The sequence below is a fragment of the Arthrobacter sp. B0316-1-20 genome, from assembly GCF_059091865.1.
Map to the genome: position 1 here is coordinate 273,903 of NZ_JBNHHC010000008.1, position 13,848 is coordinate 287,750.

Consider the following 13,848-nt stretch of genomic DNA (forward strand, 5'->3'; position numbering starts at 1 on the left):
CATGGCGGGTAAGACCGTGCTGCGCGCCGGGCTGATCGGCCTGGGCATGATGGGCCGCCACCACGCCCGGGTGCTCCGCGAAACCGAGGGCGTGGAACTGGTGGCCGTGGCCGACGCGTACGGCGACCCGCACGGCGCGGCGCCCGGCCTGCCCGTCTTCGGCGGCGTCGAGGAACTGATCGCGGCCGGGATCGACATCGCCATGTGCGCGGTGCCCACCGGTCTGCATGTGGAAGTCGGAATGGCCCTGGCCGAGGCCGGCATCCACACCATGGTGGAAAAGCCGATCGCGGACACGGTCGCCGGCGGCGAGAAACTGGCCGCCGCGTTCGAATCGCGCGGGCTGGTCGGCGCCGTCGGCCACATCGAACGGTACAACCCGGCGCTGCAGTCGCTGCGCGCCCGGCTGGAAGCCGGAGAACTCGGCCGCATCTTCCAGATCGCCACCCGCCGGCAGGGCCCCTTCCCGGCGCGGATCGCCGACGTCGGCGTGATCAAAGACCTCGGCACGCACGACATCGACCTCACCGCCTGGCTGGCACAGGCGGGCTACGCATCCGTCAGCGCCAACACCACCATCCGCACCGGCCGAGAGCACGAGGACATGGTGGCCGCCACCGGCCTGCTGGACAACGGCGTGATCACCAGCCATCTGGTGAACTGGCTGTCGCCGACGAAGGAACGCGTCACCGTGGTCACCGGAGAACGCGGCGCCTTCGTGGCCGACACGCTGACCGCCGACCTGACCTTCCACGAAAACGGCACCATCAACACCGAGTGGGAGTCCGTGGCCAACTTCCGCGGCGTCTCCGAAGGCAACATCACCCGCCTGGCCATCCCTAAGCGGGAACCGCTGAAGGTCGAGCACGAGGCCTTCCGCGACGCCGTGCTCGCCACCCGCGGCCTGCCGCCCGGTTCCCCGGCTGCCCGGCACGACGGCGGTGCCCGCCCCGGCCGCCCGGCGGCCAGCATCGTCACCATGCGGGAAGGGCTGAACACGCTGCGCGTGGCCGAAGCCATGATCGCCAGCGCGAAGGAATCCCGCACCATCGGGCTGCACGCCTGATGGGCCTGCGGATCGTGCTGGCCACCCGGATCTACGCGCCGGAGGTCGGCGCCGCCGCCTACCGGCTGGCCGCGACCGTGCGGGCCCTGACCGAGGCCGGCCACCAGGTCACCGTGCTCACCACCCGGCCCCCCAAGGGACTCCGTGCCGCGACGGGGACCAGCGGCGACGACGCCCGGATCCTCCGCTGGCCCGTGCTGCGGGACGCCAGCGGCGCCGTGCGGGGCTATCTGCAGTACGCCAGCTTCGACATCCCGCTGTTCTTCCGCCTGCTGGCGCAGAAACCCTTCGACGTGCTGCTCGTCGAGCCGCCGCCGACCACCGGCGTGGTGGTCCGGGCCGCGGCCGCGCTGCGGCGCCGTCCCTACGTGTACTTTTCCGCCGACGTCAGCTCCGATGCGGCGGCCGGAATCGGAGTGCACCCGCAGGTGGTCAAGGTGCTGCGGGCAGTGGAACGCTGGGTGGTGACCGGCGCAGCCGGCGTCCTGAGCATTTCGACCGGCGTGACCCAAGCGCTGGCGCGGCTGACCTCCGGACGCGCCAGGGTGGCCGAGGTGGGCACCGGCATCGACACCGGCACCTTCAGCCTGCACGGGCCCCGTGATGCGCATCCCGGCCCCACCTTCGTCTACGCGGGCACCATGTCCGAAATTCAGGGCGCCGGCGTGTTCGTGGACGCATTCCTCAAGATCATGGACCGGTACCCTCACGCGCGGCTGCTGATGTACGGCGGCGGCGTGGAGTTGGAGGAGCTGCGCCGGCGGGCGGCACCGGCGGGTGAGCGCATCCGCTTCATGGGAACGGCCGACGGCGGCACGATCGCCGGCGCGCTGCGCTCCGCTACCGCGGGGCTGGCCTCCGTGCGGCCGGCCCGCGGCTATGACTTCGCCTTCGCCACCAAGGCCTTCGTCTCGCTGAGCTGCGGCACGCCCGTGGTCTACGCCGGCGTCGGCCCGCTGCGGCAGCTGGTGGCCGACCACGGGCTGGGCCAGAGCGTGGACTGGGACGCCGGCCAGGTGGCCGAAGCCCTGGCCGCGGCGCTGGAACGGACCCCGGACGACGCCGAGCGCCGCCGGCTGTCGGACTGGGTCGAGCGGAACTACTCGCTGCGCAGCGTGGGGGCCCGCGCCGCCGAAGCCGTCGCGGGTGCCGCGAAAGGCTTCCGGCCGCGCTGACGCCGGCTCCGGCAGGGCGTCGGCAGGGCCGCGGCAATGCCTCCGGCGGTGGCGCGGCCAGGCTCCGACAGCGCCGACAGGATAGCTCCGGCGACGGCCTCGGTCAGGGCGTCAGCAGGGCCGCGAGGATGCCCCTGGTGACGGCCTCGTCCTCGGCCGAGCTGAGCGCCGCGGCGGCTCCGTGCGCGTTGGCCTTGTACTTGTCCACCTGTTCCGTGGTCAGCGACGCCAGCGCCCGGGCCAGCGACTCGGTGCTGAAGTCCTCGGTCACCACGCCCAGGTCGTAGGCCTTCATCAGGGCCGCGGTCTCCGGGGACGGGCTGAATACCAGCGCCAGGCGCGCCTGGACGAAATCGAAGAACTTGTTCGGCAACATGAACCGGTGGTTCATCGTCTGCGGCGGAAGGGAAAAGACCCCGACGTCGTAGGCATTGAGCGTGGCGGGCAGATCTTCCGGCGGCACCGCGTCGTGGAAGGTGATGCGTTCGTCGCCGTCGGCCAGGTCCTTGAGCTGCTGCCAGTAGCGCCCGCCGTCGCGCGCCTTGACCAGGTACAGATCCAGGGTGAAGCGGTCATCGAGCAGCTTTACGGCGTTGATGGTGCCTTCCAGGTTGCGTCCGGGTACCGCGGCGCCGCTGTGGACCAGCCGGATCTTCCCCGGCACGGGGGCCGACGGGTCCAGATATCGGAACGGCCCCGCGTTGCGGACCACTTCCACCGTGCAGCCGAACTGATCCGCATACATCCGGGCGATCGATCCGTTAACGGCGGTGACCGCGGCGCTGATCGGCAGGTACTTGGCGCAGAGCCTGTGCATATACGGTGCGACCAGCAGCCGCCAGGGCAGTACATGGGAGCGTTCCTCCGGCGCCCACTCGTGCATGTCTCCCCACACCGGGGCCCCCTGCGCCACGGCGTGGGCCAGGGGCAGGGCGCGCGCCTCATTCGCCACGACCAGGTCGAAGCGGCGTCCCGCCACCAGTTCGCGGGCCTGCTTGATGGCGGGGGCAGCCAGCTCCACCGCAGAATACAGGCGCAGCGCCAACAGCAGCACACCCAGCGGCGTCTGCGGCAGCGAGGGCAGCGACGCGTCGATTTCGAGGTGGTGGGTGGCTCCGGGGGGACGCTTGCCGTAGCTGAGCGTGGTGACCTCACCGGCTTCGGCCAACAGCTTGACTTGCCGCAGCACCCGGGAATCGGCCTGGATATCCGAGAACGAGATACACAGGATCTGCTGGGCCACCACTGCTCCTTGTCGCTGACGCCGGGCGAATGCCGGACACTGAAAGATTACCGTCCGGGAATCGGTCCGCCGCGGCGCGACGGTGCACCGGGCGCGCCGGACCGCGGCGCGAGGGGAGGATGCGGGACCGGGCTGCAGGCCTCCGGCCCAAGACAGCCGGGCGCATGGCAGCCCTGCGGACCCCGGGCCGCGGCAGGGGACCGGGCGGGGCCCGCAGCCCCGGGGTGGCGTTCAGGACGCCGGGCTAGGATGGCGATAAGCCGGACCGAGCCGGCTGCAGCCCACCAAGATCCGGGAGCCCCGTGAAGATCGCGATCACCAAGAGCACGTTGCGGATTCCGCCAACGTACTTCGCCACGGCGCACGCCGAGCGGTTGAAGGACAGGCACGACTTCCGTGTCTTCACGCTGGTGGCCGAGATCGAGGATTCGTCCGTCACGATCCCGGTGACGGACTTCGTTCCGGTGCCGCGGCTGGGCTTCCGGCGCCGCGAGCTCATGATGCCCGCTTTCATGCCGGCCATGACCGTGGCAGTGGGCCGGTTTGAACCGGACATCATCCATCAGCACTTCGCCACCTGGTCGACGCCCGCCGTCAAGGCCTCCATGGTGTCCGGGACGCCGCTCATCACCACCATGCACGGCTCCGACATGGTCTCGCTGGGGAATCCTGCGGACACGGTGATGGCCCGGTGGCACCACCGGAACGTCCTGGCCGCGGCGGCGCACAGTACCCGCATCCTGGTGGTCAGCAACTACATGGCCGGCCGTGCCGCGGAGCTGGACCTGGACACCGCGAAAATCCGGGTGCATTACCAGGGCGTCGATACCGACTATTTCGAGCCGGTCCGCTACGAGGCCGATGAAGTGCCGGTAGTGCTCTTCGTCGGCCGGCTGAACACGCAAAAGGGCATCCGGGATCTGTTGGATGCCTCCCTGGCCGTCTGGCGCAAGGCCCGGCACCGGCTGGTGGTGATCGGGGACGGGCCCTTGCGGGACACCGTCGCCGAGCAGGCTGCCAGCCATCCGCACATCGACTACCTGGGCCGCCAGGACAGGAGCGCGATCCGCTCCTGGCTGCAGCGGGCACATGTCCTGGTGGCACCCAGCCAGGAAGCCGGCGGCGCCCGGGAGGCGGCCGGACTGGTGCTGCTGGAAGCCCAGGCGTGCGGCACTCCCGTGCTGGCGTACCGCAGCGGGGGTATTCCCGAAATGATGGACGACGGCGTCACCGGCCTGCTGGCACCGGAAGCCGAGTACAACCAGTTGCAGGACGGGTTGCAGCAACTGCTGCAGCTGGGCAGCGCGGAGTACCTGGCCATGCGCCGCGACGCGCGCAAGTTCGTGGTGGACCAGCGGAGCCTGGCGGGCAGCGTGCGGGAGCTGGACGGCCACTATCGCGACGTGGCAGCCCAGCCGCCGGCCGCCGGACGGCAGGGCCCGCCGCCGCCGGAACAGCCGTGATCATTCCCTGTGTGGAATACTAGGCGGGTGAGTCGCTGCTGGGTCGTCGTGCCGATGTACAACGAGGCCACCGTCGTCGGCTCGGTCATTCAGGAGCTGCTCGAAACCTTTCCCCACGTGGTCTGCGTGGACGATGGCAGCACCGACGATTCCGCCGCCCTGGCCCGCAGGGCCGGCGCCGTCGTCGTTGCCCACCCGGTGAACCTGGGCCAAGGCGCCGCGCTGCAGACCGGAATCGAATATGCCGTGCAGGATCCGCAGCTGGACGCGGTCATCACCTTCGATGCGGACGGCCAGCACCGGGTCCAGGATGCCGCGGCGATGCTGGCGCGGATCAGGGCCGGCGAAGCGGACGTGGTGCTCGGTTCCCGTTTCCTCGACGGGCGGGGCGAGGTCTCGGCGCTCAAGCGCCTGGTGCTGCAGACGGCGGCCATCCAGTCCCGGATTTCCACCGGCTACCGCCTGACCGATGCCCACAACGGGCTGCGTGCCATCTCCGCCGACGTGGCCCGGAAGATCCACCTGACCCAAAACCGGATGGCGCACGCCTCCGAACTGGTCCACCAGTTCGCCGCCCTCGATGCCCGGGTCGTGGAACAACCGGTACACATCGTCTACACGGAATATTCCAAGTCCAAGGGGCAGTCCCTGCTCAACGGCATCAACATCCTCGCTGACCTCTTCTTCCGGTGAACCCATGCTCATAGTCGTCCAAATCGTCCTGGTCCTGGCCGTCGCCCTCGGCGCGCTGGCGCTGATGCGCGGGGGCCAGAACGCTCGGCACCAGGCCGTGCGCCGCATCCTGCTGATGCTCTTCGCGGTCCTGGCCGCGCTGTCCGTGTTCTTCCCGGGCATCCTCACAGCCGTGGCGAATGCGCTGGGCATCGGCCGCGGCACCGACCTGGTGCTGTACGGGCTGATCGTGTGCTTCCTGATCTACATGGCGAGCTCATTCCAGCGCACCCGGCAACTCGAGGAGCGGATCACCAAGCTGGCCCGGCGCATCGCGCTGGACGAGGTGCCCAAGCCGGATGACGTGGCCGGACCGAGCGACGCGGCACCCCCGGGAAGCGGGACGTGAGCGTGCCGGAGAACCTTCGCCGCCACGGCCGCGGTCCGGAAGCCGAGATCGTGATCGCCGTCCATACCGCCGACCGGCCCGTCCGCCGCGCCGTGGACTCGGTCCTGGCCGCAGCGCCCGGACGCGTCGGCGCCACGGTGGTGTGCCACAACATGGACCCGAATCCCGTGCGCGGGCAGCTGGCCGGCCTGCCGGAGACCGTCCGGGTGCTGGAACTGGCCGACGGGATACCGTCCCCGGCCGGGCCGTTCAACCACGGGCTGGGCCAAGCCCGGGCAGAATTTGTCGGCATCATGGGATCCGACGACACGCTGGAGCCCGGCTCGGTGTCCGCCTGGCTGGACGCCGCGCAGGCCACGGGCGCGGTCGCCGTCGTCGCACCCCTCCGCTACCGCGGCGGCGCACGCATCCTCACGCCCCGCGCTCGGGTGATCAGGGGCCCGCTGGTGGATCCGCTCCGCGACCGCCTGGCCTACCGGACGGCACCCCTGGGACTGATCCGGCGCGAGGCGGTCGGCCGGTTGGGCCTGCGGCTGACCGACGGGCTGCGCACCGGGGAGGACCTGGAATTCGGCCTGCGCCTGTGGTTCTCCGGCGAAAAGATCGCCTACCCCGCCCACGCCCCGGCGTACCTGGTGGGACAGGACGCGGACGAACGCGTCACCGCCGCCGTGCTGCCGCTGCGCGCCCAATTCCAGGACGTCGAGTCGCTGGTGTCCGGGCTTTGGTTCCAGTCGCTGCCCGCCGCCCGGCGCGAGGCCATCGCGGTAAAGCTGCTGCGCGGCCACGTCATCAGCGCGGCGCTGCGCCGAGGCGCGGGCTTCGCCTGGGGAGCCGAGGACCGGGAGGCGATGTCCGCCGTCGTCCGCTCCCTGATCAACGCCGCGCCCGGGGCGCCGCGCCTGCTGGGCGCCCCGGACGAACGGCTGCTGCTGGCCCTGCGGGATGCGGCCTCCGCCGCGGACCTTGCGGCGGAGATACGACGGCGGGAGGCCGCCGGCGCGCTGCGGCGCACCTTCACCCGGCGCTGGCCGGACAACGCCCGGCGCGAAGCCCCGCTGCGGACCAACCTGAACTCGCTCGCGTTCACCGCCGCCTGCCGGCTGCGCGATGCCCGGCTGCAGGCAAGCCCGGCCGCCGCGGCGGGACGCCCCGCCGAGGCCAGCGGCTCCTCCGCCACCCCGGAATCCGCCAGCCCCGACGTTAGGCAGCCCCGTGACTGATGCCCGATCCCTGCTGGTCCTCTCGCTCTCGCCGCTGCGCAGCGACCCGCGGGTGCTCAAGCAGATCACCCTGTTCAAGGACAAGTACCGGGTCTTCACCTGCGGCTACGGCCCCGCGCCGGACGGCGTCGCCGGGCACTTCGAGCTGGACACCGCGCTGGCCAGCTGGCCGCGCGATCCCCGGCGGCTCGCCCTGCGCCGCTACGTGGACGTCTATTGGAACATCGCCGCCGTCGCGCAGGCCCGGAAGCTGCTGGGAGGCCAGCGCTTCGACGCGGTCCTGGCCAATGACACCAACACCGTCCCGCTGGCGCTGAGCCTGCGCCCCGACCACGGCGTCCACGCCGACCTGCACGAGTTCGCGCCGAAAGAGCACTTCAACAAGCCGGCCTGGCGGGCGCTGGTCGCCCCCTACGTCCGCTGGCTCTGCCGCACCTACCTGCCGGCCGTGCGCTCGGTGACCACGGTGGCGGAGGGCATCGCCGCGCAGTACACCAAGGACTTCGGCGTCGCCGCCAGCGTGGTCACCAACGCCGCGCCCTACGCGGACCGGAAGCCGCGGCCCACCGGCGCGAAGATCCGGATGATCTACAGCTCCGCCGGACAGCGCTACCGCAAGATCGAAGACATCATGGAGGCCATGCGCGGCGCGCCGGAGCACCTGGAGCTGGACCTGATCGTGATGCCCAACGAGCCGGCCTACGTGGCCGAGCTCAAGGCCCTCGGCGAGGAACTGCCGCGGGTGCGGTTCCGCGAGCCGGTCCCGTACGACCAGCTGGTGGATACCGTGGCCGAATACGACGTCGCCATCTCCATCATCCCGCCCACCAACTTCAACCTGGCCCACGCCCTGCCGAACAAGTTCTTCGAGGCGGTCCAGGCCCGCACCGGGCTGATCATCGGGCCCTCGCCCGCCATGGAGACGCTGCTGCGCCGGCACGGGCTGGGCGCCGTCACCGCCGACTTCACGCCCGCGGCCCTGGTGGAGGTGCTCAAGACCCTGACGCCGCAGTTGGTGGACGAGTGGAAGGCCAACGCGCACGCAGCCGCCTGCGAGCTGTCCTCCGAGCACCAAATCAAGGGCTGGGAGCAGGCCGTCGACAGTCTGTTCGCTCGGCAGGAGGCCTGAGCGGTGGCGGCAGAACCGCGCGTCCTGCACATCTACGACGCCGCCGACGTCGGGGCCACCCTGGTCAAGTACGGCCGGCGGGCGGGGCGTCCGTGGCGGCACTTCAACGTCATCCCGCCGGAGGGCGCGCCGTCGTCGGCCGCGGGGCGGGCGGGGAAGCTCGCCGCCGGTGCCGCGTGGCAGGCCCGGCGGGCGGCCGCGATCCTGCGGTCGGACCTCCTGCATGTGCACTCGGGGTCGCGGATCGGCGTGGTGCGGTCGCGACCGGTCAAGCCCTTCGTGCTGCATTTCCACGGCACGGACATCCGCACCCAGTACTACGATCCCGTCCGCCGCCCCGCGCTGCAGTGGGGCGCCGACCACGCGGTGAAGGTGCTGTACTCCACCCCGGACCTGCGCGAACACGCGGAAACGGCCCGCCCCGACGCCGTGTACCTGCCGAACCCGGTTGACCTGGAGGAACTGCCCGAGTGGCGGCCCGCCGAGCGGCCGCGGATCGTTTTCGCCTCCCGCTGGGACGACTCCAAGGGCGGCCGGCGGCAGCTGGAGCTGGTGCGTGCCCTGCAGGTTGCCGCCGGCGCAGAGGTGGAGCTGCAGGGGCTGGATTGGGGCGACGGCGCCTCCCGGGCGGCGGAACTCGGCGTCGTGATGGTGCCGAAGATGCCCAAGCCCGCGTACTTGCGCTGGCTCGCGACGGCACACGTGGTGATCGGCCAGAGTGCCGGCATCCTGGCCATGAGCGAGCTGCAGGCCATCGGCATCGGGGTTCCCGTGGTGATGCAGCCGGGGGAGGGGTACTACCGGTCGCCTCCCGTGCTCCAGGGGGAGTCGGCCGACGCGCTCGCGGCTGCGGCCGCGGCGGCGCTGGAGAACCCGTCCCGCACCTCCGCGGCCCTGGGCGGCCGCGCCTGGCTCGGCGAACACCACGACCCGGTTCGCCTGGTGCAGCGGCTGGCAGGACTCTACGCCGAGGCCGCGGCCGGATAGACCGGCCGGCTCCCGCCAGCGGGCCTGGAGCTGCCGGGCGGCGGGCGCCGGCTCAGCGGTGTTCTTCCACCGGCTTCCCGGTCTTGCCGAGGCCGGCGAGGGCGGCCTGTTCGGCGAAGTCCGGCACGGTGGCCACCACCTCGTCGAAGGTTCCGGCGGCCGCCACGGTTCCGCCGCGCATGAAGAACACGATGTCGGCGTCCCGGATCGTCGCCAGGCGGTGCGCCACTGTGATGACGGTGACGTCACCGTGCAGCCGCCGGATCGCCGTCGTCACCGCCGCCTCGGTGGCGGTGTCGAGCGCCGAGGTGGCCTCGTCCATGACGAGCACCCGGGGGTTGTCATAGAGGGCGCGGGCGATGCCGAGCCGCTGCCGCTGCCCGCCGGAGAGCGCCATGCCGCGCTCGCCGACCAGGGCGTCCAGGCCGCCGTCGCGCCCCATCACCGTGTCCAGCAGCTGCGCGCGCCGCAAGGCTACGGTCACGCGCTCGCGGTCCACCCGGGACTGGTCCCAGGCGAGGGCGACGTTCTGCGCGATCGAGGCGTCGAAGAGCGAGACCTCCTGCGGGACGTAGCCAATGCGCCGCCGCCAGGAATCCAGCACGAACTCCATCGGTTCGCCGCCCACCAGGATGCGCCCGCGGCTCGGTTCGAGCAGGCCCAGGAGCAGGTCCACCATCGTAGACTTGCCGGCGCCGGACGCCCCGACGAAGGCCACGTGGCTGCCGGCCGGAATCCGGATGTTCACGTCGTGCAGGGCCGGCGCCGCGGTATCCGGGTAGCTGAAAGCGACGTCCCGCAGCTCGATGTCGGCGGCGTCGTCCGGCAGCTCGTGCTGCGGGCGCTCGTCGCGCAGCCGGGACATTTCCGCCTCGCCCTCGTGGATGTCCTCGACGATCTGCCGGGCGAAGGACGCGCTGGTATTCACGGAGGACTGCACGGCCTGCATGCGCGTCAGCGAGGGGATCAGCCGGAACCCGGCGACGGCGAACAGGCCGACGGCGCTGACCGCCCCGGCCGGTCCGCCGGTCAGGTAGCCCACGCCGCCCAGCAGCGCGAAGCCCAGGACCAGGGCGGTCTCCAGCACGTAGCGCGGGATCTGCGAGATCTGGATGGCTCCGGCGCGCGCTATCGAGGACTTCGTCCTGGTGCCGTGCACCTGTTCCTGCACCTCGGGCCCGCGGCCGGCCAGGGTGATTTCCTTGAGCGCGCCCAGCGCCTCGTAGAGGGTCTTGGCGGTGCGGTTGGACCATTCCCGGTTCTCCCGGCCAATGGCCACGGCGCGCGGGGAGATCACCTTGGCCAGCAGCAGCGCCACGAGGCCCAGGTAGATCATGGTCACCACCGCGATCAGCGGCTGGGCCACGAACAGCACGACGACGACGGCCACCAGGGTGCCCAGCTCGCCGAACAGGCTCATCGCAGGCATCAGGACACCCGAGACGGTGATGCCCACGCCCACGTCGACGGAGCGGACGATCTCGGCCGAATTGCGGCCGAGCCGCTTCTCCCAGGGGGAGGCGAGGTAGGCGGCGAAGAGGCGGTCGCCGATGGCCACCTCGTGCCGCGCGAAGCGTTTGGTGGCGAAGCGCAGCAGCAGGACGGCCAGCACTCCTTTGAGCACGATCAGCAGGCAGATGAACGCCAGCAGCGGCAGGGCAAGGCCGTTTTCGGCGACGTTGCCTACGAGGGGCAGCTCCGCGTCGGAGCTGCCCACGAGGGCCGGCAGGAGCGCGGCGATCAGCCCCAGGGCGACGACGTCCAGCAGGGCCAGTGCGGCCGACGCCGCGCCGTATCCGGTGAGGAAACGCCGGCTGCCGTCGGGCAGGGTGCGCAGCAGCGGCACAAGGACGTCGAGGATGCTTTTCATACTGCCCCTCAGCCTATTCCATCGCGCCCCTATCACCCGCGGAGGCTAGTGGATGGCCACTCCACGTGCGGCCCGCCCGGTGTCCGGCGTCAATCTCCTGTTCCGGCAGGCTTTGGCGTCTCCAGTTGCGCCCGCAGCCCATCTGCGTGGCTCATCGAGCGTCCAAGTGGCTGGGGCAACTGCCCGCTTCCTGCTGTGTAGTTATCGGAGCGCTTCTTGGCGTAGTTGCTGCAGGACCGTTTCGGCGGAGACATCCAGCACGGAAATGTGCCCGGCGCCCGGACGACGAAGCGCCGCAACGGCAAGCCGACCAAGATGCCAATCACACCGGACCTTCAGGAGTCCACGATTGGCTGATCGTATGAAGTCCCGGCGATCATCGACCGGCATCGCACCGTTGTGCTGTCTCAGGAATACTGTCAGGTTCTGAGTGTCCATTTCTGAGAACTAGCGAATGAGACACATTGTTGCGACAGACGAATCCTCATAAGTTCAAGGCGTCAGGTTCGCTGCCACTGCGTTTGTTTGGAGTCTCAGCTGGCGATCGTTAGTTGAGACTCAGGCTGGTGTCTTTAGATCAGTCAGCGCCATCAGGAAGATGGTGGCAAACGCGGCTAGGCAGCAAGCTCCGACAATGCCTACAACGAGCATTGCCTTTCGCTGCCGCCCTAGTGTTTCCCCGTCCCGCTTGGGCCATGCGGCAAGGGCGTACGCGGACGGCATGCCAGCCAAAATTAATCCGATGACTAGAAGGATAGTGCCTCTGGGCGCATGACCTCGTACTTGCACCGTTTGCCGAGATTGGCGGGTGGTCCTTCACCAACATGGGCCCGCTACGTCTCGGTGGAGCGGCGCCGCCCGCTTCCCAGCCATTCCGTCCGCGTGCCCTCCGGCCGATACATCTGCCCGATCAGCACGCCGGCTATCAAGGGAAAATATGCAGCGGAGAGCAGGTCGCCGGAGACAATCAGAAGCCGCCATGCAACCGCCGTCGCTGCGATCGCCGCGACTAGGCCGGTGATGATCAGCTGCGACCGAAACGGTTCGAACGCCATCGGCCGGCCCTTTGCGTTCCCCGCAGCAAAGTCAGAACACCAAATACTCCCATGACCATGGCGAGGACTGCCCAGACGATCCGGAGTGCAACCTCCGCTCCGTCATCAGGGTTGGAGACCAAGGCCATCACCAGCGTGGCAAGAGAGAGCAAGCCAATAACTCAGGCGCCCGCCGCCAGTTGACGCCTTCGCTTCGATGTCCCCATCAAGTTCATCCGCAAGCGGCCGTCAACGTACATTTTCAAGACACATGGATTGAACCTGGATTCCGGAACGGCAGGGCTGTTTATGGTCTCTCGCGGGTTTCATGCATTCTTAAGCCATGAAGCTCAGGAGCAGCGCACGCACGCTGAAAAAGAAGTCAATAGCCTCGGCCCGACTTTCCATTGCCGCGTTCAACGGGCTTCAGGATGACGGCCGCGTGACGACTGTACTTCTCCACCTGCAGCACTCATTCGAGATGCTCATTAAGGCGGCGTTGAATCAGGGCAAGGTTGCAGTTTTTGACAAGGTGACAGGGCGGTCCATCGGATTTGAAGCAGCGGTACGGCAAGCGCAACAGGCTCCGTCCATCAAGCTGACGGACGAAGAAGCTGGCACCCTTCGTGCAATCGATGCCATGAGGGATGACGAACAGCACTGGTACACCCAGGTCGATGAGGGCCTGTTGTTCCTGCATGTTCGTGCGTCTATAACTCTTTTTGATGATCTTCTGTATCGCGTGTTTAAAGAAAGACTCGCCGATCATTTGCCCTTGCGTGTCCTGCCGATTTCGGTTGAACCTCCCCAAGACTTTCACTTTCTTGTTGATAGGGAATACGACAAAGTTGCTGAACTGCTGAAACCCGGTCGAAGGTCTGGAGCGGAAGCACGTGCCCGAATCAGGGCTTTGCTGGCTATGGAAGCGCACAATGAGCCGGACACGAAGGTCAGCGATTCTGATGTACGGCGTGTCGAGAAAGGGATTCGGGCTGGCAAGAAGCGCGATCAGGTGTTTCCGAAGCTCGCATCCGTTGGCGCAAGTGTTGCCGGGGAAGGGTTGCAGGTCGAAGTGCGATTTGTGAAGCGTGGCGGTCTGCCTGTCACTTATGTCGCTGCCGATGCGGAAGCCGAAGCTGCAGCATTTCGAACCGTTGATTTGCAGAAGACTTATCATCGCTCGGCTGCCCAATTGGCTGCCTCGGTAAGCCTTTCCATGCCTCGCTCTGCAGCCCTCCGCGAGCACTTGGGTATCGACAGCAATCCAAAGTTGAGGCATGTATTCACCTTCGGCACGCAGAAGCATGTCCGATACAGTGACCACGCTTTTACGCTCATGCGTGATGCTGCTAAGTCTGTGGACATGGATGCGATCTGGGCGTCTCATGGAAAGGTTAGGAGAGCCAAACCGCGCCCACGGTGCACGCAACCCGACTGCGTCCAACCGCAAGGGCAATCTGTATAACGCTTGTGGCAAGGTGGGGGGGGGGGTGACCCGCTTCCCGCCTGATGGACCATCGGATGTAGTCAGCGATTTTTGTTGCGAACGGGTCTAGAAGTTTTTCGGCCGCAGCCCC

General features: G+C 68.8%; 12 protein-coding genes. 9 read left to right on the forward strand and 3 right to left on the reverse strand.

Going from position 1 to position 13,848, the window contains the following annotated elements:
* The first annotated feature begins 1 nt into the window (after position 1).
* The gene (locus AC5RW2_RS15975; protein WP_494074205.1) at positions 2-1,066 is read left to right on the forward strand and encodes a Gfo/Idh/MocA family protein; all 1,065 of its coding nucleotides are present in this window, start codon (positions 2-4) and stop codon (positions 1,064-1,066) included.
* Positions 1,066-2,241 (forward strand): glycosyltransferase, encoded by a 1,176-nt coding sequence (locus tag AC5RW2_RS15980; RefSeq protein ID WP_494074190.1) that lies wholly within the window; start codon positions 1,066-1,068, stop codon positions 2,239-2,241. Before AC5RW2_RS15975 ends, AC5RW2_RS15980 begins: the two co-directional genes overlap by 1 nt.
* 103 nt (positions 2,242-2,344) lie before the next feature.
* Here AC5RW2_RS15980 and AC5RW2_RS15985 read toward each other — a convergent pair whose 3' ends face one another.
* Positions 2,345-3,484: a glycosyltransferase gene (locus AC5RW2_RS15985; RefSeq protein ID WP_494000204.1), complete on the reverse strand. Its 1,140-nt coding sequence runs from the start codon at positions 3,482-3,484 to the stop codon at positions 2,345-2,347.
* A gap of 302 nt (positions 3,485-3,786) precedes the next feature.
* Between AC5RW2_RS15985 and AC5RW2_RS15990 the strand changes: the two genes are divergently transcribed.
* Genes AC5RW2_RS15990 through AC5RW2_RS16015 form a run of 6 tightly spaced genes read left to right on the forward strand, consistent with a single transcriptional unit; the run spans position 3,787 to position 9,367 of the window.
* On the forward strand, positions 3,787-4,947 hold the full coding sequence (locus AC5RW2_RS15990; protein ID WP_494074191.1) for a glycosyltransferase: 1,161 nt from the start codon (positions 3,787-3,789) through the stop codon (positions 4,945-4,947).
* A gap of 54 nt (positions 4,948-5,001) precedes the next feature.
* Positions 5,002-5,640 carry a glycosyltransferase family 2 protein gene (locus AC5RW2_RS15995; protein ID WP_494074206.1) on the forward strand — a complete coding sequence of 213 codons (639 nt, stop codon included), beginning with the start codon at positions 5,002-5,004 and terminating at the stop codon, positions 5,638-5,640.
* A 4-nt stretch (positions 5,641-5,644) separates the two neighbouring features.
* Positions 5,645-6,028, forward strand: a complete 384-nt coding sequence (locus AC5RW2_RS16000; RefSeq protein WP_493979108.1) for a DUF2304 domain-containing protein — start codon at positions 5,645-5,647, stop codon at positions 6,026-6,028.
* Complete coding sequence (locus tag AC5RW2_RS16005; protein WP_494074192.1) at positions 6,025-7,251, forward strand: glycosyltransferase; 1,227 nt, start codon at positions 6,025-6,027, stop codon at positions 7,249-7,251. The genes AC5RW2_RS16000 and AC5RW2_RS16005 overlap by 4 nt, the downstream gene beginning before the upstream one ends.
* Complete coding sequence (locus AC5RW2_RS16010) at positions 7,244-8,380, forward strand: glycosyltransferase family protein (RefSeq protein WP_494074193.1); 1,137 nt, start codon at positions 7,244-7,246, stop codon at positions 8,378-8,380. Before AC5RW2_RS16005 ends, AC5RW2_RS16010 begins: the two co-directional genes overlap by 8 nt.
* A gap of 3 nt (positions 8,381-8,383) precedes the next feature.
* Positions 8,384-9,367, forward strand: a complete 984-nt coding sequence (locus AC5RW2_RS16015; protein WP_494074194.1) for a glycosyltransferase — start codon at positions 8,384-8,386, stop codon at positions 9,365-9,367.
* A 52-nt stretch (positions 9,368-9,419) separates the two neighbouring features.
* Here the strand turns inward: AC5RW2_RS16015 and AC5RW2_RS16020 are convergent, their stop codons facing one another.
* Together AC5RW2_RS16020 and AC5RW2_RS16025 are read right to left on the reverse strand one after the other, a co-directional pair.
* Positions 9,420-11,237 (reverse strand): ABC transporter ATP-binding protein, encoded by a 1,818-nt coding sequence (locus AC5RW2_RS16020; protein ID WP_494074195.1) that lies wholly within the window; start codon positions 11,235-11,237, stop codon positions 9,420-9,422.
* An 833-nt stretch (positions 11,238-12,070) separates the two neighbouring features.
* Positions 12,071-12,292, reverse strand: a complete 222-nt coding sequence (locus tag AC5RW2_RS16025) for a hypothetical protein (RefSeq protein WP_494074196.1) — start codon at positions 12,290-12,292, stop codon at positions 12,071-12,073.
* Between the two features lie 322 nt (positions 12,293-12,614).
* Here AC5RW2_RS16025 and AC5RW2_RS16030 point away from each other — a divergent pair, with 322 nt between their 5' ends.
* Positions 12,615-13,736 carry a DUF8611 domain-containing protein gene (locus tag AC5RW2_RS16030; RefSeq protein ID WP_494074197.1) on the forward strand — a complete coding sequence of 374 codons (1,122 nt, stop codon included), beginning with the start codon at positions 12,615-12,617 and terminating at the stop codon, positions 13,734-13,736.
* The last annotated feature ends 112 nt before the right edge of the window (positions 13,737-13,848 follow it).

Excerpts from the sequence above, each read along its gene's own strand:
- AC5RW2_RS15975 (WP_494074205.1), top strand. The coding sequence starts at position 2 with ATGGCGGGTAAGACCGTGCTGCGCGCCGGGCTGATCGGCCTGGGCATG.
- AC5RW2_RS15980 (WP_494074190.1), top strand. The coding sequence starts at position 1,066 with ATGGGCCTGCGGATCGTGCTGGCCACCCGGATCTACGCGCCGGAGGTC.
- AC5RW2_RS15995 (WP_494074206.1), top strand. The coding sequence starts at position 5,002 with ATGTACAACGAGGCCACCGTCGTCGGCTCGGTCATTCAGGAGCTGCTC.
- AC5RW2_RS16000 (WP_493979108.1), top strand. The coding sequence starts at position 5,645 with ATGCTCATAGTCGTCCAAATCGTCCTGGTCCTGGCCGTCGCCCTCGGC.
- AC5RW2_RS16020 (WP_494074195.1), bottom strand. The coding sequence starts at position 11,237 with ATGAAAAGCATCCTCGACGTCCTTGTGCCGCTGCTGCGCACCCTGCCC.
- AC5RW2_RS16025 (WP_494074196.1), bottom strand. The coding sequence starts at position 12,292 with ATGGCGTTCGAACCGTTTCGGTCGCAGCTGATCATCACCGGCCTAGTC.
- AC5RW2_RS16030 (WP_494074197.1), top strand. The coding sequence starts at position 12,615 with ATGAAGCTCAGGAGCAGCGCACGCACGCTGAAAAAGAAGTCAATAGCC.